General features: G+C 46.3%; 11 protein-coding genes. All 11 read left to right on the top strand.

Annotation, left to right across the window (positions count from 1 at the left end; genetic code table 11):
* Positions 1-30: 30 nt before the first annotated feature.
* The 11 genes from NFI81_RS13525 (at position 31) to gyrB (ending at position 24913) form a co-directional block, all read left to right on the top strand.
* Positions 31-3339, top strand: a complete 3309-nt coding sequence (locus NFI81_RS13525) for a VCBS repeat-containing protein (protein WP_234611919.1) — start codon at positions 31-33, stop codon at positions 3337-3339.
* A 243-nt stretch (positions 3340-3582) separates the two neighbouring features.
* Positions 3583-6690 (top strand): SusC/RagA family TonB-linked outer membrane protein, encoded by a 3108-nt coding sequence (locus tag NFI81_RS13520; RefSeq protein ID WP_234611920.1) that lies wholly within the window; start codon positions 3583-3585, stop codon positions 6688-6690.
* An 8-nt stretch (positions 6691-6698) separates the two neighbouring features.
* Positions 6699-8303: a SusD/RagB family nutrient-binding outer membrane lipoprotein gene (locus tag NFI81_RS13515; protein WP_234611921.1), complete on the top strand. Its 1605-nt coding sequence runs from the start codon at positions 6699-6701 to the stop codon at positions 8301-8303.
* Between the two features lie 141 nt (positions 8304-8444).
* Positions 8445-11759: a VCBS repeat-containing protein gene (locus NFI81_RS13510; RefSeq protein ID WP_234611922.1), complete on the top strand. Its 3315-nt coding sequence runs from the start codon at positions 8445-8447 to the stop codon at positions 11757-11759.
* Positions 11756-13075 carry a vanadium-dependent haloperoxidase gene (locus NFI81_RS13505; RefSeq protein ID WP_310589228.1) on the top strand — a complete coding sequence of 440 codons (1320 nt, stop codon included), beginning with the start codon at positions 11756-11758 and terminating at the stop codon, positions 13073-13075. Before NFI81_RS13510 ends, NFI81_RS13505 begins: the two co-directional genes overlap by 4 nt.
* 80 nt (positions 13076-13155) lie before the next feature.
* Entirely contained in the window at positions 13156-13827 is a 672-nt protein-coding gene (locus tag NFI81_RS13500; protein WP_234611923.1) for an outer membrane beta-barrel protein, read from the top strand.
* A 222-nt stretch (positions 13828-14049) separates the two neighbouring features.
* Positions 14050-14871 (top strand): ThuA domain-containing protein, encoded by an 822-nt coding sequence (locus NFI81_RS13495; RefSeq protein ID WP_374759479.1) that lies wholly within the window; start codon positions 14050-14052, stop codon positions 14869-14871.
* Between the two features lie 46 nt (positions 14872-14917).
* Positions 14918-18091 (top strand): PVC-type heme-binding CxxCH protein, encoded by a 3174-nt coding sequence (locus NFI81_RS13490; protein ID WP_234611925.1) that lies wholly within the window; start codon positions 14918-14920, stop codon positions 18089-18091.
* 286 nt (positions 18092-18377) lie between these two features.
* Positions 18378-20936 (top strand): beta-galactosidase, encoded by a 2559-nt coding sequence (locus NFI81_RS13485; protein ID WP_234611926.1) that lies wholly within the window; start codon positions 18378-18380, stop codon positions 20934-20936.
* A gap of 203 nt (positions 20937-21139) precedes the next feature.
* Positions 21140-22840, top strand: coding sequence for a hypothetical protein (locus tag NFI81_RS13480; protein ID WP_234611927.1), 1701 nt, complete (start codon positions 21140-21142; stop codon positions 22838-22840).
* A gap of 117 nt (positions 22841-22957) precedes the next feature.
* On the top strand, positions 22958-24913 hold the full coding sequence (gene gyrB / locus NFI81_RS13475) for a DNA topoisomerase (ATP-hydrolyzing) subunit B (protein ID WP_234611928.1): 1956 nt from the start codon (positions 22958-22960) through the stop codon (positions 24911-24913).
* Positions 24914-25031 lie beyond the last annotated feature (118 nt).

The following is a 25031-nucleotide window of genomic DNA, read 5'->3' as shown; positions in this document are numbered from 1 at the left end:
TTTTTGATAAAACATCTGATACTGGTTACGATGAACATTTGCCGTATACTCCTCATTTGCTTGTTTTTTACGTCCTGCCAGCATAAAGACACGCTTTTTACGCTGCTTAAATCCAGTGAAACCGGCATCGATTTCAATAATTACATTAAGGAGGATGCGGAAAATAATGTGCTGGCTTACGGTTACTTTTACAATGGAGGAGGTGTTGCAGCGGCAGATTTCAATAATGACGGCCTGGTGGATCTTTACTTCACCGGAAATATGGTGGCCAATAAATTGTATCTCAATAAAGGAGATTTTGAGTTTGAAGACGTTTCTGAAAAATCCGGAGCAGGGCTGAATGAAGGCTGGAAAACGGGCGTTTCGCTCGTGGACATCAATGACGATGGCTGGATAGACATTTACGTTTGTCGCGCCGGCGCCCAGAACCCACGTTTGCGCAGCAAATTACTTTACGTCAATAATGGCAAAACCGCTGACGGCATTCCCACGTTTACGGAAAAGGCGACCGAATATGGCCTTGATGACCAATCGTATACCACACAAGCAGTATTTTTTGACTACGACCGCGACGGAGACACAGACTGTTTTTTGCTGAACCACTCCGTTCAGAAATATGCAGGTTTCAGTAATCTGATAAGCAGTTACCGCGAGCAGCGTAATGAAGCCTACGGCAATAAGCTGTTGCGTAATGATGGAGGCAGGTTTAATAATGTTACAGACTCCTCCGGCATTGTTTCCAATGTGCTGAGCTTTGGCCTTGGCGTGAATATCAATGATTTCAACAATGATGGCTGGCAGGACATTTACATCGCCAACGACTACAACGAGAACGATTATCTCTATCTCAACCAGAAAGACGGCAAGTTCAAAGAAGTGATCCGCGAAGCCACGGGCCACGTTTCGCTCTATTCCATGGGAACGGATGCAGCGGACATCAACAATGACGGCCTGACGGACATTATGACGCTGGATATGCTCCCCGCCACAAACGAGCGCATTAAGCTGACGTCCGGCGATGATAATTATGACAAATATCAGCAACTGGTCCGCGCCGGTTTTCATGACCAGACTTCCCGGAATATGCTGCAATTGAACAATGGTGTCAATGCCAACGGCGTGCCGGTTTTTAGTGAAATCGGGCAACTGGCGGGCGTTTCAAACACCGATTGGAGTTGGGCCGCGCTCATGGGTGACTTTGATAATGATGGCTGGAAGGACATTTTCGTTTCCAATGGTTACGCACGCGACTACACCAACATGGAGTTCCTGAAATACTCCACCGACATGCAGGTTAAGGCTGGCCAGAGCGGAAAGATGCCGACGCAAATGGAGATCATTTCCCAAATGCCGCCGATTGACGAGCCGGATTATATTTTCCAAAATCAGAAAGGGTTAACATTCGCCAAGAAAATTGCAGAATGGGGATTTGAAAAAGCCAATCAATCCAACGGCGCCATTTATGCTGATCTGGATAATGATGGCGATCTGGACATTGTGACCAATAATGTGAACCAGAAGGCTTTTGTATACAAAAACAATGCGGAAACGAAGATTGAAAGCAATTATCTGAAAGTCAAGCTGGAATCGCCCAGATACGCATTCATGGCAGGAGCGAAACTGACGCTTTACTCCGATTCGCTTACGCAAACTCAGAATTTTATGCCCGTCCGCGGGTTCCAGTCGGCGCAATGGGACCTGGTGCATTTTGGATTAGGAAATGAGGATAAAATAGATTCGTTAATCGTTACCTGGGCAGACGGAAGCCAGCAAATGTTAAAGAATCCGACTGTTAACAAGCCGCTAACCGTAAAATATTCCGACGCTAAAAAGCAGCTAGAACAATCTTCAAGCAAACCACCTACTTATTGGGAGCCCGTAACGGCCATCGATTTCAAACATTTGGAGGATCCCAGGAATGACTTCCGGATACAGACATTGCTCCCCAATATGCTCAGTTACCAGGGCCCGAAAATGGCACAAAAAGACATTAACGGCGACGGAACGGATGATTTTTACATGGGTGGCGCACGCGGACAGGCAGGCAATCTATTTATCAGTCAAAACGGGAAATGGGTTAAATCTTTACAGCCAGAATTTGAAGGAGATGCAGCGTATGAGGATGCGGACGCAGCATTTCTGGATGCAGACGGCGATGGCGATGAGGATTTGCTGATAGTCAGTGCTGGTTATGAGCTTAATCCGGAAGATCCGCTGCTGATTCCGAGATTGTATACCAATGCGAATGGTCTGTTTAGAAGAACTTCTTTCCCTAAACTGGCTGGCAATGCAGGAACAATAGCTGTTTCGGATTTCGATAAGGATGGTGACCTGGATGTTTTCCTGGGGGTGCGCGTAACGCCGGGGCGATTTCCTGAAAGTGCTGGCGGTTTTATATATACCAATGATGGAAAAGGAAATTTCACTGATCAGACCGCGCGCCTGGCGCCCCAGTTAGCAAAAGTCGGCATGGTGACAGACGCTGTTTTTGAGGATCTGAACAAAGACGGCTATCCCGAACTGATCCTCACTGCCGATTGGAAGCCTATTCAGGTTTTCATAAATAAATCAGGAAAACTGTCTGACGCCAGCGCCGCGTACGGAACTGCGGGATTGAATGGTTGCTGGAATACGATCAAGCCGACCGATCTGGACAATGATGGCGACGTTGATTTTGTGGTCGGGAACATGGGCGCAAACTGGCAATGGAACCTTACATCTCCCGATAGTCTGGCTCTTTACGCTGCGGATTACGACAACCTGCAAAGGCTTGTGCCAGTCATTGGCGTGATCGAAAATGGTGAAGAAATGCCGTACGCAAGCCGCGACGAGTTATTGGATCAGATTCCGTCGCTCAAAAAGAAATACACAGACTACATTTCCTACTCCAAGGCGAAGCTCTCGGAAATCCTTCCCGGCGACAAATTGAAAAACGCACAAAAACTGAGTGCCAAAATCTTTAAAAGCGGCATTCTGGAAAACCGGAACGGGAAGCTCATCTTTCATGAATTGCCAATCGAAGCGCAGTTTGCGCCCGTTTATGCGATTTCGCTTTTTGATGTAAATCTCGATGGTAAACAAGACATTATCCTCGGAGGAAATCTGAAACAAACGCGGGTCCGGATCGGTAAAAGCGATGCAAACCTGATCCAGGTGTTTCTGAACAAAGGCAATCTCGCATTTCAATATATTCCGCAGGCCAGGAGTGGATTTTTCACAACAGGCGAAGTCCGGGATCTGGCTATTGTAACTTCCGGTTCAGTAACGCATTTGTTGGGGGCAATGAATAATGCAAGTTTGGTCACCTACCGGTTCAACAAAATCTCACCTCTCGAATAGTCCGTTCGTAATTTTCATTTTTTCTCAACGAATTTCGGGCACCTACACTGTAACTAAATATTTATTAAAATGAATTATTCCCTTATTATATTAAGGTTAAAAAAATAAATATTTGGTAATCCTTTATTAAAATTATTTAATTAGCCGAGAACTTAGGATATTTGACACCCCGAGTTGCACACAGTGTAATCTTCGGCAGATACCAGTTTTAACCTAATTTTAATGTACTAATTTATCCTAACTATGAAAGAAAAGCTATTTAAAACCTGTTCAAGGGGATTAATTCCTCTTGGGTTTTTTCTGCTGTTTGCTTCGTTATCGGCCTACGCCCAACAGCGGACTGTGACGGGTAAAGTGTCAGATGAGAAGGACCAGGGACTTCCTGGTGTGGCCGTTACCGTGAAGGGTTCTACCCGCGGAACCAATGCGGATGCAGAGGGAAATTTCTCAGTATCGGGCGTGCAAGACACCGATGTGCTGGTTTTCAGTTCGATAGGTTATTTGAAACAAGAAATGAGCATTGGCAGCAAATCAGTTGTGGATGTAAAATTGGTCCCTGATGTTGCCAACCTTGAAGAAGTAGTTGTAACTGCATTAGGTATTTCCAAAGAATCCAGAAAGCTGGGTTATGCGGTAACAACCATCGGTGGTGAGGTAATGACAAGAGCCCGCGAAACCAACGTAGCCAATTCATTGGCCGGACGCGTTGCTGGTTTGAACGTGAAAGGAACGAGCAGCGGGGCGGGCGGAACAGCCAAGATCCTGATGCGTGGTATGCCCAGTATGAACTCAGGCGGCTCGCCATTGATCGTGATCAACGGCGTTCCGATGGATAACACGCAGCGCGGAAGTGCAGGCGAATGGGGTGGCGCTGATGGCGGAGACGGAATCGGTAACCTCAACCCGGACGATATCGAGTCGATGACCGTTTTGAAAGGTCAGGCTGCGTCTGCGTTGTTTGGTGCGCGTGCATCCAACGGGGTTATTTTGGTTAAAACAAAAGCAGGTAAAAAAGGTGATTTTTCGGTTGATTACAACTTGAACTATTCATTGGATCAGCCTCGCGATATGACTGATTTTCAATACGAATACGGCCAGGGAATCGGCGGTGCCAAGCCAACTACGGCTACATTGGCGCAACAAACTGCACGTATGAGCTGGGGAGCAAAACTGGACGGCTCGCAAGTGATCCAGTTTGATGGCAAAAACTACGCTTACTCGGCGCAGAAGGACAATGTGAAAAATTTCTATCGCATAGGGTCCAACTTCACGAACAGCGTTTCAGTTACAAAAGGCGGTGATAACGGCTCATTCCGTCTGTCATTGGCAAACCTGGACAACAAGTCGATCATTGAAAACAGTGGTCTGGACAGAAAAACGGTTAACCTTACGGCTGATCAGAACATTACCAAGAAGCTGAGCATCAACGTAATGGCTAACTACATCGACGAAAAGATCAAGGCGAAGCCTATTTTGAGCGATGGTCCTATGAACGCCAACAACGGAATGTTCCTGGCTACAAACATTGATCAGCGCATCCTTGCTCCGGGTTACAATACAGAAACCGGCAAAGAGATCGTTTTCAGCGATGACGAGTATGTTACCAACCCATATTTTGTTACCAATCAATTTGTGAACGATGTAACGCGGAAGCGTTTGATCTCGGCAGTGGCGGTAAAATATCAGTTTGCTGACTGGCTTTACGCTCAGGCTAGAATGGGTTACGACAATGCCAATGACCGTATTTTCAAAGTAACGCCTTGGGGAACAGGTTTTTCCAATGCAGGAAAAGGCGCTTTGGATGAATTGTCCAATGCACAGCGGACAGAGCTTAACGTAGACGGTCTGGTTGGTTTTACCAAAACTTTCGGCGCTGACGATTTCAGCATTGACGCGATCGTTGGTGCGAACCTTCGCAAAAACAATTATGAAAAAGTGCAGGTTGGCGGTAGCCCTTTCGTGCTTCCGTATTTGTACAGCTGGAACAACGTCGTGAATTTCAACCGTAACTACGAAGTAAGTAATACAGAAGTTCAGTCTGCTTACTACAATGTTGACCTGGGTTACAAAGGCATCTTGAACCTGAGCACAACCGGACGTTACGACACTTACTCGACGTTGCCAAGCGCAGCAAGAAGCATTTTCACGCCTTCGGTTACGGGAGCATTCATTTTCACGGACGTTTTGCGGATTCCTGAACTGAGCTTTGGTAAAGTACGCGCATCGTACGCCCGCACAAGCGGTGAGCCTGCAACGGCTTATGGTACAGCCATTTACTACGGTGTTGGAAATGCATTCAATGGTGTAGCCACGGGTAATTTCAGCGACGAGCTTCCCAACTTGTTCCTGAAACCATTTACAAAGAGCGAAGTTGAATTTGGTCTTGAATTGAAATTCTTCGGAAACCGTTTGGGATTGGATCTTGCTTATTATGAACAAAAAACAAAAAACGAAATCATGCCTGCCAATTATAGCAGCGCAACCGGTTACGTGAGAGGTGTGATTGGATCGGGCTCTGTTCAAAACCGTGGTTTGGAAGTCATGTTGACGGGTTCACCAGTGAAAACGAGCAAATTTGATTGGAATGTTTCATTCAACCTGACCTCTGTTAAAAACAAGATCCTGAGCACAGATGCAGACAACAACCAGATCACTTTGGGATCTAACCGTGCAACATTGGGTAATGCTGTTACGGCGTTCGTAGTAGGAGAAGCTGGCCCGCAGATCCGTGCTTATGACTACAAATATGCAGGCAATGGCGAGATCATCGTGGATGCATCGGGCTTACCGGTTCGCAGCGACCAGCTGAAAAGCTACGGCAGCGTTTTGCCAACACTTTACGGTGGTTTGAACAACGATCTGCGTTTCGGTGACCTGAATTTGTCGTTCCTGGTTGACTACAATTTTGGAAACAAAATCCTCTCTGCAACTGAAAACTACGCTTACAGACGCGGATTGCACAAAGCAACACTGGAAGGCAGAGAAGGCGGCATCACAACAGGCGTATCTGAATCAGGCGCTGCCAATACGGTAACGGCCACTGCTCAGAATTACTACACTGCATTGTCCAACAATGTTACGGGTTTAAGCGTTGTTGACGGCGACTTTATCAAGCTACGCCAGATCACATTGGGCTATAATCTTCCCGCAAAAATGGTAGAGAAATGGCCTTTGATCCGTGCCGTGAACATTTCACTGGTAGGGCGGAATTTGTTTTACCTGATGAAGAAAACAACCAACATTGACCCGGAAGCAACTTTTGGAGCTAACCTGAGATATGCAGGTATTGAAGGAACCAGTTTGCCGGCATCACGCAACTACGGTGTGAACGTAAACTTCAAGTTTAAATGATAAGCAATATGAAAAAGAGACTGTTAACAATAATTATACTGGCGGGATTGCTTCCATTGTCTTGTACAGACGACTTTGATGCACTCAACACCGACCCTACAAAGGCATCCGGCGAAAGTTTCGATGCGAACCTGTTGCTGCCATCTGTTCAACAAAACCACGTAGCGGCCACAGCAGGTTACAATGGTGGTATTTTATTCCAAAGCATGTGGATGCAGATTTTGGCTTCAACTACTTCCGGTGCGGCTAACTACTATTCCAATGGAGACAAATATGTGATTTCCAGCAACACAAACTCCTACCTGGCCAGCACCTGGAACACAGACTTCCGTGCTGCAAGCCTTGCATACGAGATGGAGCAGCTGACGAAAGACAAGCCTGCACTGGCTAACCTGATGAACATTGCGATCATCATGCAGGTGCAATGCATTTCCAACATTTCGGATACTTACGGAGATGTGCCTTACACGCAGGCTTTGCAAGCGAAATCGGGCATTACGCTTCCGGTTTACGACACGCAGGAATCGGTTTACAAATCCTTGCTAACCAGGCTTGAAACGGCCACGGCAGCATTGAGCGCAGACGCGGCACTTCCTACCAATGATTCTTTCGCAGGTTACAAAGGCGACATTACAAAATGGAAAAAGTACGGGTACTCGCTGATGCTGAAACTGGCAATGCGCCTGACAAAAGCAGATCCTGCCACAGCTAAAACTTATGCAGAAAAAGCAGCAGCAGGCGGAACATTCGCGAGCGTTGCAGACGATGCTTATGTGGTAATGGATGATGCAAATGGTTATACCAATGGAAACGGTGCAGCTTTGTCTACACCAGCGGACATTTATCAGGTAAGATGGAGCAAAACTTTGATCGATTATCTGAGAGCCAATAATGATCCGCGTTTAGGCAAAATAGCAGAAGTGCCTGCGGCGGGTTTAACAGCCAATCAGGAATTCACAACGGCTGGTAACACAGCACCGGCGGCGCAATTGGGTCTTCCAAATGGCTACGACATGAACGGTGGCGCTACGGATATCAGTAAAACGGCTGGCTATCCAGGCGGAACAGGAGCCGGTGCCAATGTTACACCAATCGGCAAATACTCACGTCCGGTAGCAGCATTCCGCGGAAGAAGTGCACCGCTTTTTGTGCTGACTTATGCAGAGACAGAATTGCTTCTTGCCGAGGCTGTTACAAGAGGTTATGCAGTAGGCGGAACAGCGGCAGCGCATTATAAAAACGGTGTTTCTGCCGGAATCCAGTCGCTTGGTAAATACGGTGCAACGGTGGAAATCCCTGCAGCAACTGCGGATGCCTACGCAACAGCCAATCCACTGGTTGCGGCCAATGCATTGAAACAAATCAATGAGCAGATCTGGGCAACAACTGGAACGTTGTTCAACTTTTCAGAAGCCTGGCATAACTGGAAACGCTCTGGTTTCCCGGTGCTGACTCCGGTAAATTATGTGGGTAACTTCTCAGGAGGCGCAATTCCAAGAAGACAACCGTATCCAACAACGGAAGCAACGCAAAACAGTGCTAACTACAGTGACGCAGTGGGCAGACTTGCCAGCGGAGACAACTGGGTTTCACGTATTTGGTGGGATAAATAAAAAATGAAATTAAAGCGGTAAGAAATGTAAATTTTCTTACCGCTTTCAAACAAATTGATTGCACTAAGTTTTAACTTCAACCTTTCGTTGGAGTTTTTTATTTTACGAATATCTTCCTCTCCTAACAGTCAAAATAGCTTAATGCATACAAAAAAGCCCACTCGTTACCTGGTTTTTGTATTGTTTCTGACTGTTCAACTTGCTGCGGTCAGAGCGCAGCGGCCATTGTTTCAATTGCTTCCTGCCAAACAAACGGGCATTACCTTCGTCAATTCGATCATTGAAGATGAAGGCCAGAATGTGATGTCGTATGAATATTTTTACAACGGCGGCGGCGTGGCGGTCGGTGACATCAACAATGATGGTTTCGAAGATCTTTTCTTCACCTCAAACATGGGGCCGAATAAGCTTTATATTAACCTGGGAGGGACAAAAGGGCAGGCTTTGAAATTCAAAGACATTACGAATTCAGCGGGAAAAGGTTTGGAAGGTCGGAAGGGCGGCTGGAAAACGGGCGTTACCATGGCCGATGTGAACGGCGACGGCCTGCTGGACATTTACATTTGCTACTCAGGCAAAGTGGACGATGAAAAACGCAAGAACCAGCTTTTCATCAATCAGGGAAATCTCAAATTCCTGGAACAAGCCGCCGAGTATGGCTTGGATAATATCAGTTACAGCACACAAGCGGCATTTTTTGACTACGACAACGACGGCGACCTGGATATGATGCTTTTGAATCATAGCGTCAAGAAAATTGACAATATGGAGCTTGCAAAGTTCAAGCAGGAAACGGACATGCTCGCAGGCAACAAACTATTTGAAAATCAAAAAAACAAATTTAAGGAAGTTACCCAAAAGGCTGGTATTCACCAGTATCCGCTCACATTCGGGCTGGGTATGGCCATTGCGGACGTGAACCAGGACGGCTGGCAAGACATTTACGTGACCAACGATTACAACGAGTCGGATTATCTATATATCAACAATCAAGACGGCACATTCAGTGACGTTACCCAACAGTATTTCAGACATTTAGCGCAATTCTCGATGGGGATCGACATTGCTGATTTCAACAATGACGGCTTGCCCGACGTCATGTCGCTGGATATGCTGCCCGAAGACAACCAGCGACAGAAATTATTGCAGTTGCAGGAAAATTATGAAGCATTTGAGCTCATGATGAACCAGAAACTGCACAAGCAATACATGCGCAACATGTTGCAGCTCAACAATGGAGACGGCACATTCAGCGAGATTGCCCAGTATTCAGGCGTGTCGAACACGGATTGGAGTTGGAGTCCGCTGCTCGCGGATTTTGACAATGATGGTTATAAGGATCTTTTCGTTTCCAATGGTTATTTAAGGGATTATACCAATAAGGATTTTCTCAAATATTGGGGCGATTACAAAATCAGAAGGGCAGTGGATAAGGAGCCGTTTCAATTGATGGACCTGATCCGGGCAATGCCTTCTACCAAGCTGGCGAGCTATATTTTCAGAAATAACAAAGATCTTACCTTCACCAAAATGCAGGAGCCGTGGGGAATGGCGCAACCCGCTATTTCCAGCGGTGCGGTTTACACAGATCTGGATAACGACGGCGACCTGGATCTGGTGGTAAACAACATTAATGATCCCGCTTTTGTATACCAAAACATGGGGCAGGAGCAAGCGGGCAATGCCTGGTTTCAGATTAAGCTCAAAGACAAAGGGGCCAACGGAAATGCAGTAGGGGCCAAGGTTTATACTTATTCAAAAGGCACACAGCAATATCAGGAAGTCAATCCCAACCGCGGTTACCTGTCGTGCACACCCACAAGGCTGCATTTTGGGATGGAAAAAATAACTTCCATTGATTCCGTGAAAGTGATCTGGCCGGACGGTGCGACTGAGTTGCTGAAAGAGGTGAAAACAAACCAGTTGTTGGTCCTTGAAAAATCCGGGAAAGCGAATGTAAAGCCATTAGCAGCAAAAAAAATGGCGCCTATCTTTCAAAAACAGAACAGCAGCATTGCCTATCAGCACGAGGGTTTCAATGAAAATGATTTCAAACGGCAGCCGTTAATGTTGACCATGTATTCACAGACTGGCCCGATTGTGGCGAAAGGTGATGTGAATAAAGATGGTTTGGAGGATGTTTTCGTGAGCGGAGATCAAAACAAACAAGCCAGAATCTGGTTGCAGCAAAAGGACGGAACATTCAGGGAAATGCCTGATTTTGCGGTCGGTGACGAGAATATTTCAGCGGCCACTTCCGCTATTTTCTTTGATGCAAATGGCGATGGTTTTGACGACCTGTATGTGGCCAAAGGCGGTTATTCCATGTTTGAGCCAAACACCATTTCGTTACAGGACGAAATGTATCTGAACGACGGAAAAGGCAAGCTTAACCTGTCCGTTTTGTCTCTGCCCAACCTGAAATCCAGCAGCAAATCCTGCGTCCGCGCATTTGATTTTGATAAAGACGGAGATCAGGATTTGTTTGTCGGCGGCCGCATTATCCCTGGCCGTTATCCCGAAACACCCGTTTCCTACTTGCTGATCAATGATGGAAAAGGCAACTATAAGGTGAAGGATTCGCCATTTTTCAAAATAGGCATGGTAACGGATGCGCAGTGGGCGGATTTGGATGCGGACGGAAATGTTGAGCTGGTTATTTGCGGGGAAATGATGCCTATCAAGGTTTTTTCATTCAATAATAATGATTTCACAGACAACACATTGAAGTTTTTCAAACGCGAAGAGTCCGGTTTCTGGTCGTCATTATTTATCAGTGATCTGGATCAGGACGGAAAGCTTGACATTGTAGCCGGGAACATGGGCTTGAATTCGCAAATCAAAGCATCCGAAAAAGAGCCCGCAGAACTGTATTATGCGGATTTTGACAAAAACGGCTCCATTGACCCGTTTTTCAGCTTTTATGTGCAGGGAAAATCCTATCCCTTTGTAAGCCGCGATGAACTCAATGATCAGATCTACCCCATGCGCAAGAAATTTCCCTACTATAAGGACTATGCAAATGCTTCGATCAACAATATGTTTTCCGCAGAGGACCTGAGCAATGCAACCAAACTGGAAGTGACAGAAATGCGCTCCATGTGCTTTCTGAACAAAAACGGAATGTTTGAAAAACAACCCTTACCCGTTCACGCACAGTTCGCGCCGGTAACCATGATCGCTTCCGGCGACTATAATCAGGACGGGAAAACCGATCTGCTTTTATTGGGAAATAAGACGGATAACCGGCTGAAAATCGGGAGTATGGATGCCAATTATGGCTGTGTGCTGGCGGGGGACGGTAAAGGCGGGTTCGCCTACATAGCCCAGCCGCTTTCGGGATTGTCTGTCGTTGGTGACGTGAAGTCCTGTATTCAAATTGACATTAACAATGAACCCTGTCTGGTTATCGGTGCATTTAACCAGTCATTACAATTTTATAAAAGAGCAAAGTGATCCGTTTATTTTTAATATTGGCCTTGCTGTTGAGCCAGATCGCGGTGGCACAAAAAACGAAGGCAGAACTGCGGACACATTTGCAGCCTGCCGTTTTTTCCATCACGATGGTCATGATCCACGACGTGGTGAACCCGCCGGCGGCAAGCCGGTTTTACACGCATTGCCTCATGGGAGCCTATGAGATTGTGGCGCAACACAACAAGCAAATTGTATCTCCTACAAAGTTTATCCCAAACATTCAGCCCGTTGCCATTACAGCCCAGGCTGGTTACAATTATCAGATCGCTGCGCTGTACTGCATTCTGGAAACGGGCAGGCTGATTCTTCCCTCTGGCTATATGCTGGAAGAAGACCAGAAAAAGCTCATCATTGCATTGCTTAGGGAAGGACATTCGCAAAAAACCATTGACGATGCAATCGCTGTTGCACAGGAAGTGGCGAAGAAAATAGTGACCCATGCCAACACGGACGGTTACCTGAAATTAAGCACAAGGTTGCGTTACAGGCCTAAAAAAGGCGAAGCATATTGGTATCCAACGCCGCCGGGATATATGGAGGGCATTGAACCGCATTGGAAAACGATCCGGCCGATCCTGATTGACTCCTGCAACCAATTTGTGCCCAAACCGCCGGTTGAATTCAGCAAGGACAGCACCAGCGAATTCTACAAACTTTCAAAGGAAGTGTATCATGTAGGCAGAAATCTGTCTGAAAAAGAGCGCTTTATCGCATCCTACTGGGATTGCAATCCGTTTGCGATCAACACATCCGGTCATATGTCCATTGGTTTTAAAAAAATAAGTCCGGGCGGACATTGGATGAACATTACCAGCATTGCCACCACCAAAGCAGGCCTGGATCTGGATAAAGGCATTATGATCCATGCCTTAGCCGCGGCAACATTAATGGATTCGTTCATCAGCTGCTGGGACGAAAAATACCGCAGCAGCCGCGTCCGGCCCGAGACGGTCATCACGCGTTACATTGATCAAAAGTGGCAGCCGCTGCTGCAAACACCACCTTTTCCGGAATATACCAGCGGGCATAGCGTCATTTCCACTGCCGTTTCGGAAACATTAACCTATCTTTTGGGCGATAACTTTGCTTTCCGTGATGATACGGAAGTTATTTTTGATCTGCCAACACGTGATTTCAAATCGTTCAGGCAGGCGGCGGAGGAAGCTGCTATTTCCAGGCTTTACGGCGGCATCCATTACCGCGACGCTATTGAAAACGGTCAGAGCCAAGGCAAAGCGATCGGGAATTTTATAGTGGAAAAATTGAAGGCAAATGGAGTAAAACCGGCCATTTGACAAATATCAGAATTATAGGCCGCCCATTTTTGCTGCTAAATCAGTAGTTTTGGAACCGTGCATTCAGGCTTACTCACGTAATGAAGAGAATAACAATCATTTTGCTCCTGCTCACATGCTTGCCATGCATGCACCTGCATGCACAGGAAACGGCAAAAAAGGAGTTGCAGTCGGCAGACTCCAAGTGGAAGTTTGGTGTCAATGGTGGTTATGGTCAGCGCGTTTTCAGGTCGGGGCGAAAGATCAGTGCGGAGCGGGAGCGATACATTAAAGACTTCAAATCAGGCATTTCTTATGGCGGCGAAGTGGCCTATTTTCCTTGGAGAAAAGTGGGCTTCGGCGTCAAATACGATCGTTATCAGAGCAAAGCCAGCCAGGAAAATGAACTGACGGAAGATGTCGCAATCCAGTTCCTGGGTGGAGAGATCATTCACAAGGCTGTCATGAAAAACCCCAGAAATGCCGTTTTAACTTCATTTTTGCTCGGTTACCAGCCTTACCGCAACCGAACGCAGGCGGGCGACAATCAATTCATATTCAATGGTAAAACAATGGGCTGGGGCGTTAGCGTAGGATTTGAACACCGTTTTACCCAAAAATTTGCGCTAAACCTCACCGGTTCCGCCATGATGGGCGCCATTTACCGTCTGCAGCGTAAAACAGACTTCAGTACAGAAACGCTTCATCTGTCCAAAGACGACAGCGTAGACCTTTCCAGGTTCTCATTTTCTGTTGGATTCAGTTTTTTTTAAAAGGCTCTTGCTGAATGCATTCTCTGGTTTTTTATGCCAATGTTGTAAAGTTCTATGAAAAAGTAAGGGAAAAATGGGATGAATCAGTCTTCAATAGGAAGACAGTAGTTTATCGGGTTATTTACATTATATTTCTACAGTCCAGATTCAGTCCTAAATTTCTTCACCATGCATGTAATTAAGCGTTGCTTTTTCTCCTTCGCATTGTTGTTCGGCGTTTTAATGCTTGGCCACGCAACATTTGCCCAATCTGCCAACAAAAACAAGAAGCCGGTGGTCGTGTTCGTGACCGGCGATCATGAATACAGCGGGGAAGAAACATTGCCGCTCATCGCCGCCGAACTGGAAAAGAATTACGGGATGAAAACCATTGTGCTGAAAGCCTATCCCGGCCCTAACAGCGAAAACGACATTCCCGGTCTGGAAGCTTTGAAAGATGCCGATCTTGCCGTTTTTTATCTTCGCTGGCGACAGCTTCCCAAAGAACAACTTGCTTTTATCGACGCTTACCTGAAAACCAAAAAGCCATTGATGGGCTTCCGGACCACGACGCATGCATTTAATTATCCCAAAGGAAATGAAAATGAAAAATGGAATGCGTTTGGCGAATTCGCATTAAACTCGCCTCCGGGCTGGGGCGGCGCTGCCAAGCATACACATTACGGGCATAAGAGCAGCACGGATGTGACAACCATTCCCGATCAGGCCAAAAATCCGATCCTGACAGGAGTTACCACGCCTTTTCACGCAAGATCCTGGCTTTACAGAGTGCTCCCGGATTATCCTACCAAAGGTTCTACATTATTATTAATGGGCAAATCTGTCGATCCCGACAAAGAAGCAGTTGAAAACCCGGTTGCCTGGACCGGGACCAATTCATTTGGTGCCAAAATATTCATGACCACATTGGGCCATCCGGACGATTTTAAGATCGAATCGTTTCAAAAGCTGGTTATCAACGCCATACATTGGGAATTGGGTTTGAAAATCCCGAAATGGAAAGGCAAAATGGACATTAATGTTCAGTATAGAGAGGCAAAATAATCGAAAGAATACATCCTGAATCCCCACTTAAAGTTTACCAACCGAAATGTCTAAACCCAAAAAAATCAGTATACACATATCGCTCATAGTGTTCGGACTGATCATTATCGCTTTCAGTGCTTTCAAATTCAACCAATCTGCATCCATTCCCATTAAGAAAGGCTCCCGCATTGTTTTGCTGGGGAACAACCTGGGTTCCAGGATGATGAACTACGACAATTTCGAAACGGAATTGCAGGTCCGCTATCCCGAGGACATGCTCTATATTCGCAATATGTGCGATGGAGGCGACACGCCGGGTTTCAGGCCGCACGCGAGCCGCAATTCACCCTGGGCATTTCCGGGCGCAGAGAAATTTCAGACCGAGTACGCAAATCCATCGCAAAGTGAAGGGCATTTCGAAACGCCGGATCAATGGTTAACCCGCCTGAAAACGGATGTTATCATTGCTTTTTTTGGCTACAATGAATCATTTCAGGGAAAGGAAGGGCTTGAAAATTACAAAGCCGAGCTGGATGCGTTTATCAAATACACATTGAGCCAGAAATACAATGGAACCGCAGCGCCCCAGCTGGCTATCGTTTCGCCCATCGCTTTTGAAGATCTTTCGGCAAAGCTGGATCTCCCTAACGGCAAAAAGGAAAATGAAAACCTGGCGCTTTACACAAAAGGCATGAAGGAAATTGCTGCCAAAAACAATGTGCTTTTTGTGGACGCATTTACACCTTCAAAACAATGGTATGCCGATAGCAAAGAAGATCTGACCATTGACGGTTCACAATTGAATGCGGCGGGTTATAAAAAACTGGGTGTTCTGCTGGCCGATCAGGTGTTTGGCAAAGCATCACCCAAGGCAGAAGCGAACCGGAAACTGGTCCACGATGCGGTGGATGAGAAAAACTGGATGTGGCATAACGATTTTAAAATTCCAAACGGGGTGCACGTTTATGGCCGTCGTTATAACCCTTTTGGCCAGGACAATTATCCTGCCGAAATTGAAAAGATTCGTGAAATGACGGACATCCGGGATAAGGCAATCTGGCTCGCGGCGTCAAAAGGGGAGAAAACCGATCTCGCGGCGGCTGATAAAAACACAAAACCACTGCCTCCTGTAAAGACGAATTTCAATCCTGAAAAGAACGGAAGCCTTGAATACTTGTATGGAAAAGACGCGCTTGCCAAGCTGAAAGTGCCGGAAGGCTATAAAATCGAGCTTTTTGCATCGGAAGAAGAATTTCCTGACCTGGCGAAGCCTATGCAGATGTCCTTCGATAACAAAGGCCGTCTCTGGATCGCGACCATGCCAAGTTACCCGCATTACAAGCCGGGAGATACAAAACCGGACGATAAGATCATTATTCTGGAAGATACAAATGGCGATGGGAAAGCGGATAAGCAAACCGTTTTTGCAGATGGCCTGCATTTGCCGCTCGGCTTTGAAATCGCGCCGGAAGGCGTGTACATTTCTCAGGGAACCAACCTGAAATTGTATACGGACACAAATGGGGATGATAAAGCGGACAAAAATGAAATCCTGCTAAGCGGATTTGACGACCACGATACGCACCACAACAGCCATGCGTTTACTGTGGACCCATCAGGCGCCATTTACTCGGGTGAAGGCGTATTTTTACATACCAATGTGGAAACCTCTTATGGCCCTGTACGCGCGACGAACGGCGGTTTTTACAGATATACACCGCAGCGCAAAAAACTGGAACGCACTGCGCAGCTTTCCATTCCTAACCCTTGGGGAATCGCTTTCGATGAATGGGGACAGCCGTTTTTTGCGGAAACTTCCAGTCCCGACGTGCGATGGATGATGCCGGGCTCGATCTTGCCGCGCTATGGAGAAGCCAGCCACAAATCGGTTCAGCTGATTGAAGAAAAACACAGGGTAAGGCCAACTTCGGGACTTGAATTCGTTTCGAGCCGCCATTTCCCGGATGAATTGCAGGGTGATTTTTTGATCAACAACACCATAGGGTTTTTGGGAAGCAAAGAACATACATTAAAAGATGACGGCACAGGCTATAAGAGCACGCACCGGATGGACCTTATTGTAAGCGAGGACCGCAACTTCCGTCCCGTGGACATGGAGTTTGCACCGGACGGTTCGCTCTATCTGATCGACTGGCACAATATCCTCATCGGTCACATGCAGCACAATGCCCGTGACCCTTTGCGTGACCACTCGCACGGCCGCGTTTACCGTGTCACATATCCTTCACGACCATTGGTTAAGCCTGCAAAAGTGGATGGGGCAAGCATTGAAGAACTTTTGGAAAACTTAAAATTACCCGAATACCGCACCCGTTACAGAACCAGACGCGAGCTGAGAGGACGTGACGCTACGCAGGTTTTAGCTAAACTAAATACCTGGGTCGCAGGACTTGATAAAAATGATCCAAAATATGAGCACCATTTGCTGGAAGGCCTTTGGGTTAGCTGGGGTTTGAATAAAGTGGATCAAAAGCTGCTGAAGCAGGTTTTGAAAGCAAAAGATTATCACGCACGGGCAGCGGCTGTCCAGGTTGTGCGCTACACGGGCCATCAGGTTCCGGATCAGGCAGAATTATTAATGCAGGCCGCACGGGACGAAAATAGCCGTGTAAGGCTGGTTGCCATCGTTGCAGCATCGTGGATAGAAAAGGAAAAAGGTCTTGCCGTGCTGGCAGAGGCGAAAAAGATGCCGTTAGACGAGTGGACAATCCATGCTTATGACGGAGCCCTGGCGCACCTTAACGGCCAGAATATGAAGAAGGAAAAACAGGTAGTGACGCAATCGGCACTGAAAGGCAAAGCACTCGAACTCTTCACATTAGGAAAAACTATTTATGCCAAAGAAGGTTACTGCGCAACCTGCCACCAGCCTGACGGAAAAGGGCTTACGGCTTCGGGCTTTCCGCCGCTTACGGGCACAAACTGGGTGCTGGGCAATGATGAAAGATTAATTAAGCTGGCTTTGAAAGGTTTACTGGGACCCATTGAGGTAAATGGGCAGAAATATCCGGGTCAGGTGCCGATGACGCCATTTGGCGGATTGCTTAATGACGAGGAGATGGCCGCGGTGCTGACATATGTCCGAAACTCCTTTGGGAACAAGGGCCCGGCGATCATGCCGGACAAAGTAAAACAGGTGCGTGCGGCTACCGAGAGTAAGAAGGACTTCTATTCCCCGGATCAGCTCCTTAAAGAGCATCCGTTGGAAAAAATGTAATTAAAGCAAAAATTCAATGTAGTAAGGATATTTTCTGGCGACAGGAAATATCCTTTTTTTTATATCTCATCCTTAGCAGAATAGGCTAATTCTGACACCAAAATATTGCCTTCCTACCGATTTTTTCGCCGATTAATCATTGAAAGCGGCCGAACATTCATCCAAATGCCGGAATAGTATTATTTTTTCAAATAATGCGAAAAAAATAAAAAAATATATAGCCGTATAGTAGAATTATTTATATTTATGGATCGAATAATTTGTAACTGGTAGGTGATTGTAAAATATGAAAAAACGTATATTCGTAAATTGGCAGATTAGCATACTTTTCTTCTCTTTGTCTCTCTTCTTTGTCCCGCTCGACTCGTCAGCACAGCAACCTCGCTATTTCGCCGTTTCTTTGGTCAACGAAAATGACAGCCCGTCATTAACAACCATCCAATCCGCTAAGGACATTGGGTGTAATGCGGTAGCGCTTACTATTCAATGGGGAACCATTGAAGGCAAGATTTCCAGGATCCTCAAATCGGAGAACGGGCAGAACTACAATGTGTGGAAGCAGTATGATGACCAGATCAACCTGGCCACTTCGCTGGGAATGAAAGTCGCGATAAACATTGCGGTCAGCACTGGTGATGACGTTACCAACGGAATTTCTGATCGTTACGGAGTCGACACCGGCGATGGCTGGAAAAAGGAAGACCGCGTCATGGTGGCCAACTACAATGGTCAGGACGCTGTTTTTCAAAAACAGGGAGGCCCTATCCGGCCCAACATCAACCTTCAATTTGTAATGACCTCCCTGGCCGCGCAATCGACGCGTGACCGGATTACGGCATTTGCTACAAAAGTGATCCAGCGTTATAAATATGTGCAGGAACAGAATAACCTGCTGTATGTGAGCCTGATCTATTCTCGCCAGGGCGAAGGAGAGTTCGAGATGGGCTCAACGAAATATCACTACGAGCAACCTCTGGATATGAGCGGCGCGTTGACGGATTACTCCGCACCAATGACCAATGCTTACAGAAACTGGCTTAAAGGCAAATATGGGCATATCGAATATCTGAATTCCGCATGGGGCACCAATCATTCCTCATTCAATAATGTTGGCCCGAAAAGGCCTTCCAACACAACATTCACCGGCGCAGACGGCACAGACTGGTTTGCATTCCGTACACAGGTGCTGAAAGAGATTAACAACCTTTTCAAAAACACGGTAAAAGGAATTGATTCCAACATCAAAGTGCTGGCGCATCACGGATCTGTTTACGACAAGCTTTCCAGATCGCGCGGTACACTCCCTTTCAACGAAATCGGCGCTGAACTGGATGGGGTGAAAATTAATGACGATATTTTTTATGACCACCGTTTTGCCATTGACCTCGTACGGTCCAATTTGCCTGGCAAAATATATGTGAATGAGGCTGCGTATGTAACAGGAACGCAGTCAATCGTCAACCTGACTACTGAAAGCTATACACACGGAGCCCAGATAGTAACATTGTTCTATCTGGAAAATGCCTTGAAAAATCCAGACGCGGTGAACACGCTGAAATCGCTGACTTCGCAGTGGGTGAAAAACAAAAATGTTACCACACCCACCGCAACAAGCTCAGAGAACTTCACGCTTTCCAGCATGATCGACAACGACGGTTGCTACACCCAGCGCGACAGTTATGCAAACGACTGCGAAGCTTACAAGAAATGGAGAAGCACATTCGATAACGGCGGAGGCAAGCCTGTCAGCATTATGATGCAAAACAATGTGGTCCAGCCCGGCTGTTTCTACAAAGATTTGTCACTGGCTGGGAATGGCGCGCAAGCAGCCTCTATCATTCCGGATGGCAAATATTTTCATTTAACCGGTTCCGACTGCAAGTTGATCGGAACGGTAAAGGGCAATGGGTTAACCAACGGCAATGATAAGTTTACGGCCACTGTAACAGTTGATCCGCAGGTGACCATTCACGGCGACCAGCCGTTAGTACAACGCCACTTCAAGCTGGTTCCGGGCGGTACGAATCCAGGCAACGCAAATGTCACCCTATATGTGAGCCAGGACGAGCTTACCGCATTTAATGTAGCGAGTTCAGAAAAACTGCCTGTAAACAGCTCAGATAATGCCAGTAAGGCCAATCTTCGTGTTTTACAATGGAAGGGAGACATGACTTCCGGTGCCCCGGACAGGATCATTGATCCAAATGACAATGACATTCAATGGGATGCAACACTTAATTTGTGGCGGATCCGGTTCGATGTAAATGGATTCTCATCTTTCTACATTTCCGCTCACAATGCCGGGCAGTTGCCGGTAACACTGGTTAATTTCAGCGGCAAAAAACAAGAGAATGCAGTGTCACTGAACTGGCAGACTTCCGAAGAAACAAACAGCGACCATTTCGAAATCCAGCATGGGGTTGACGGCAAACAGTGGACAAAAATAGGCGAAGTAGCTGCCTCTGCCGAGAGCAAGGCTTTGAAAACATACAACTTTCTCCATCCGTATCCGCTGGCAGGCGAAAACCTTTATCGGTTAAAAATGGTGGATCAGGACAACACATTTGCTTACTCGAAAATCATTTCAGCAGGCTTCGAAACATTGGATAGGGTTACATTGTATCCAAATCCGGTGACGGCAGGCGTTATTTCGTTGCAATACACGGGCATAGCACCCAAAGTCACCCTGAATGATATCACAGGGAGGAATGTTCCTGTCATGACCGAGCAGGATGGGCCTGACAAGCTGACGGTGAAAGCGAAAGCGAAGCTTACGCCAGGTTTATATATCCTTAATGCGGGATACGGCACTACGCAGGTTAGGCATAAAGTGGTTGTGAATTAGACGGTTAAAGTAATTAGACATTAAAAAGAGCGGAGATCATCTTCGCTCTTTTTAATGTTAAGGGATGTTACAAGCCTCATTTGCCAATCAGTAAAAAAGCAGGCGAAATGTATAAATCCGGTTTTAAAGGTTTAGTTTTGAATCGATAAATGCCGGATTAAACGATAATTGCGGCAATCAATTCAATCTACTTTTTGGTTAATATGAAGTTACGATTTCTCTCGGGTGTCGTTATATGCTTGGTCATTCTTGTATACTTGTTTTACAACTACTATTACTCCGTAAATTTTCCGTACCAGGATGATTTTCTACTAATCCAGTTCATAGAAGTTGTTTCACAGGGCGGTCTCGGCTTCTCTGGTCTTATTACCGAGCTTTTCCGCACATTCAATGACCATAAGGCCGTTGTTCCCCGACTGATTTCCCTCATCGAGTACACCATTACCGGCCATCTCAATTTCCGGTTTTACATCGTACTCGTTTCCATCAACATTACTTACATTTTCTATTTCATTTATCTTCAATTCAAGAAGACCAGGTTGCCGCTCTATTATTTCATTCCCGCGGCCTTTTTATATTTCCAGCCGCTTTACTACGACATTTCGGGCTGGGCCCTGAACGGCATGCAGCATTCGTTCCTGACGGCATTTACCGTGACGGCCATCATTCTTGCTTCAAGGCGCACCAATCTTGCACTTTACGGCGCTATGCTTTGCTGTTTTCTGGCCACTTTTACGCACGGGAATGGCATTTTATCATTTCCGGCTATAATCTTTTACTTCCTCTGCTTCAAGGACTTTAAAAGAGCCATTATCACAGGTGGGTTCATGGTTCTTTGTCTGGTGATTTATCTGGCCGGTTATGAGTCGGGTCAGGCTGTTCATCTGCCGAAAGATCTGGTTTTATTTTTCTCTTCGCTTTTCGGCTTTATTGGCTCCGCAATGTCTCTGTGGGCTTTTCCTGTATTTTTCTCAGCGGTTTGGGGAGCGATTATTATTGCGTTTATGGTTTACATCGTCTGGCGTGTCGCTGCGATTTATTTCAACAAACCAGCGAACATTAAGCCGGGCACAGCTGAATTACTGACCTTGTTTGCCTTTATATTTATTACCAGCACGGTAATTGCCCTTTTCCGATCCTGGGCAGGGAGCACCATTGCGAGCCGATTTCAGATTTATGCATCGCTCTCAACTGTGATCTTATACATTTTGCTCCTCGATTACAGCTCATTTTTTCGCAAAAAAGCCGTTTTTTTCGGCATTACGGCGTTTAGTATTTTCTATTGCGTTTATTCCTACTACAAATTCACAGGGTTCGTCGCAATCAAAAGGACGACTTATCTGGCCGACGTGTACAACTGGAAAACGAACCGGAATATGTTCTCCGTTGAAAAAACGATCATCAGGAACGGCAGCTTCTATCTGATCCCGGGTTACGAGAAAGGATTTTTTCATTTGCCTAAACCTGTTGCAGAGCATGATCAGCTGGATTCCATGTTCAATGCAAACAGCAAGGCAACTAGGGACTACGCGCTTTATGTAGAGGATTGGAAAATTGAGAGGGCGATCCGGGATGGCGTTGAGCACCTTACTTATTACTTTGTCGCCAGCAATCTGCTTCCGCAGCGAAAGGGCCTTGCTGGCGATCGTTTTATGGTTTTAAGGGATCAGAAAACAGGTGCTATCCACTTGATGAATGCCAATCCTAAAGTAGACGCCCGGAAGGAAATTATCACCCAGGGGCACTATTACAAAACCGGCTTCAACACGCTTTTCAGGCAGGATGACCTCGTTCCCGGGACTTACGACATGGGTATTCTGGACATACATAACAACGGGGAAAAGGTGTTTTACAAATTAGATAAATCCCTTTTTGCATCAGGTTCCGCATATAGCCTGAAATAGTACTTTCTGATGTCATCCCAATCTATTTTCTGCTAGGTTAGACGGTAAAAAAATCGTATCTTTACGGGCTTAAAAAGCCTGAAATGGTTCTTTTTATCCAAGTGTAAAACAAACTATATGTCAAACGAAGCAGTGATTGAAGTAAATAGTTATTCAGCCGAAAACATCCAGGTTCTTGAAGGTTTAGAGGCCGTTCGTAAACGTCCGGCCATGTATATTGGTGACACTGGTTTTAAGGGGGTTCACCATTTGATTTGGGAAGTTGTCGACAACTCCATTGATGAAGCGATGGCTGGCTATTGCGACACCATCAATGTTACGATAGAAAAAAATAATTCCATTACCGTTCAGGATAATGGCCGGGGGATTCCAACCGGAATGCATACCAAAGAAGGAAGGTCCGCATTAGAGGTCGTATTGACCGTTTTGCATGCCGGTGGTAAGTTTGATAAAGATACATACAAGGTTTCCGGTGGTTTGCACGGTGTAGGGGTTTCCTGCGTAAATGCACTTTCAATTCATTTGAGAGCAGAGATCCATCGTGAAGGAAAAATATTCGAGCAAGAGTACAGCGAAGGCAAGCCGCTTTATCCTGTAAGGACGATCGGTGAGTCAGAAAAAACTGGGACATTTATTCACTTCCTGCCCGATGCTACCATTTTCACAGTTACAGAATTCAAGTATGAAACCGTAGCAACGCGTCTCCGGGAATTATCCTATTTGAACAAAAAGATCCGGATTACCCTGGAAGATAAACGTGAGGAAGATGAAGACGGGAAATTTAGAGGGGAAGAGTTCTATTCCGAAATCGGTTTGAACGAGTTTGTCACCTATCTGGATGCAACACGTCAGCCATTGATTCCAGCGCCCATTCACATGGAAACCCTGAAAGGAACTGTTCCGGTGGAAGTGGCGATGATGTATAATACGTCTTACAGCGAGAATGTATTTTCTTATGTAAACAACATCAACACCGTCGAAGGCGGAACGCACGTTTCCGGTTTCCGCGCGGCGTTGACAAGAACATTGAAAAACTACGCTGAAAAATCAGGCGTTCTTGCCAAAGAAAAAATTGAAATCAGCGGGGACGACTTTCGCGAAGGTCTGACAGCCGTGATTTCGATCAAAGTCCAGGAGCCTCAGTTTGAAGGCCAGACTAAAACCAAGCTTGGAAACTCTGAGGTAACCGGCGTTGTAAGCCAGGTTGTATCGGAAATGCTGGACAATTACCTGAATGAGCATCCTAAGGAAGCACGGGTAATTATTGATAAAGTAATTTTAGCTGCCAAAGCACGTATCGCTGCCAAAAAAGCACGCGAAATGGTGCAGCGGAAAAATATTCTGACCGGAACAGGTCTGCCGGGTAAACTGTCCGACTGCTCCGAAACAGATCCAAACGTTTGCGAGTTGTACCTGGTCGAAGGGGACTCGGCGGGTGGAACTGCAAAACAAGGCCGTAACCGCGCATATCAGGCGATTTTGCCGCTTCGTGGTAAGATCCTGAATGTGGAAAAAGCACAGGAATACCGGATTTACGAAAACGAAGAGATTAAGAATATGTTCACCGCAATGGGTGTGCAGATTGGAAAAGACGGCGATGAAAGGGCTTTGAACATTGACAAGCTGCGTTACCATAAGATCGTAATCATGACGGATGCGGATATTGATGGTAGCCACATTCGTACATTGATCCTGACTTTCTTCTTCCGTTATATGAAGATCCTGATCGACCACGGCTACATTTACATTGCCCAGCCGCCGCTTTACCTCGTGAGAAAAGGACGTGAAGAAAGATATTGCTGGACCGAGGCGCAAAGAGAAGCTGCCATCCGTGAAATCGGTGCCGGACGTGAAGAATCGGTTAACGTGCAGCGTTACAAAGGTTTGGGAGAAATGAATGCTGAACAATTGTGGGAAACAACCATGAATCCTGACAAGAGAAGCTTGAAACGGGTTTCGATTGAATCGGCCGCAGAAGCAGACCATTTGTTTTCAATGCTGATGGGCGACGAAGTGGCCCCTAGGCGGGATTTTATAGAGAAAAATGCGAAATACGCCCGTGTAGACGTATAGTGCTTGACTCCTGATAAGTTTTGGAAACGGATGGCTGTCAAATTCAGTCATCCGTTTCTGTTTTTTATACGGAAATTTAACAGAAAGTTCATGTTACCAGAAACATTAGATACTTAGA

The organism is Dyadobacter fanqingshengii, from assembly GCF_023822005.2.
Taxonomy (GTDB): domain Bacteria; phylum Bacteroidota; class Bacteroidia; order Cytophagales; family Spirosomataceae; genus Dyadobacter; species Dyadobacter fanqingshengii.
Note: the sequence above shows the minus strand (reverse complement) of the source record. Positions and strands in the feature narration are given on the sequence as shown.

Excerpts from the sequence above, each read along its gene's own strand:
- NFI81_RS13525 (WP_234611919.1), top strand. The coding sequence starts at position 31 with ATGAACATTTGCCGTATACTCCTCATTTGCTTGTTTTTTACGTCCTGC.
- NFI81_RS13520 (WP_234611920.1), top strand. The coding sequence starts at position 3,583 with ATGAAAGAAAAGCTATTTAAAACCTGTTCAAGGGGATTAATTCCTCTT.
- NFI81_RS13515 (WP_234611921.1), top strand. The coding sequence starts at position 6,699 with ATGAAAAAGAGACTGTTAACAATAATTATACTGGCGGGATTGCTTCCA.
- NFI81_RS13510 (WP_234611922.1), top strand. The coding sequence starts at position 8,445 with ATGCATACAAAAAAGCCCACTCGTTACCTGGTTTTTGTATTGTTTCTG.
- NFI81_RS13500 (WP_234611923.1), top strand. The coding sequence starts at position 13,156 with ATGAAGAGAATAACAATCATTTTGCTCCTGCTCACATGCTTGCCATGC.
- NFI81_RS13495 (WP_374759479.1), top strand. The coding sequence starts at position 14,050 with ATGCTTGGCCACGCAACATTTGCCCAATCTGCCAACAAAAACAAGAAG.
- NFI81_RS13490 (WP_234611925.1), top strand. The coding sequence starts at position 14,918 with ATGTCTAAACCCAAAAAAATCAGTATACACATATCGCTCATAGTGTTC.
- NFI81_RS13485 (WP_234611926.1), top strand. The coding sequence starts at position 18,378 with ATGAAAAAACGTATATTCGTAAATTGGCAGATTAGCATACTTTTCTTC.
- NFI81_RS13480 (WP_234611927.1), top strand. The coding sequence starts at position 21,140 with ATGAAGTTACGATTTCTCTCGGGTGTCGTTATATGCTTGGTCATTCTT.
- gyrB (WP_234611928.1), top strand. The coding sequence starts at position 22,958 with ATGTCAAACGAAGCAGTGATTGAAGTAAATAGTTATTCAGCCGAAAAC.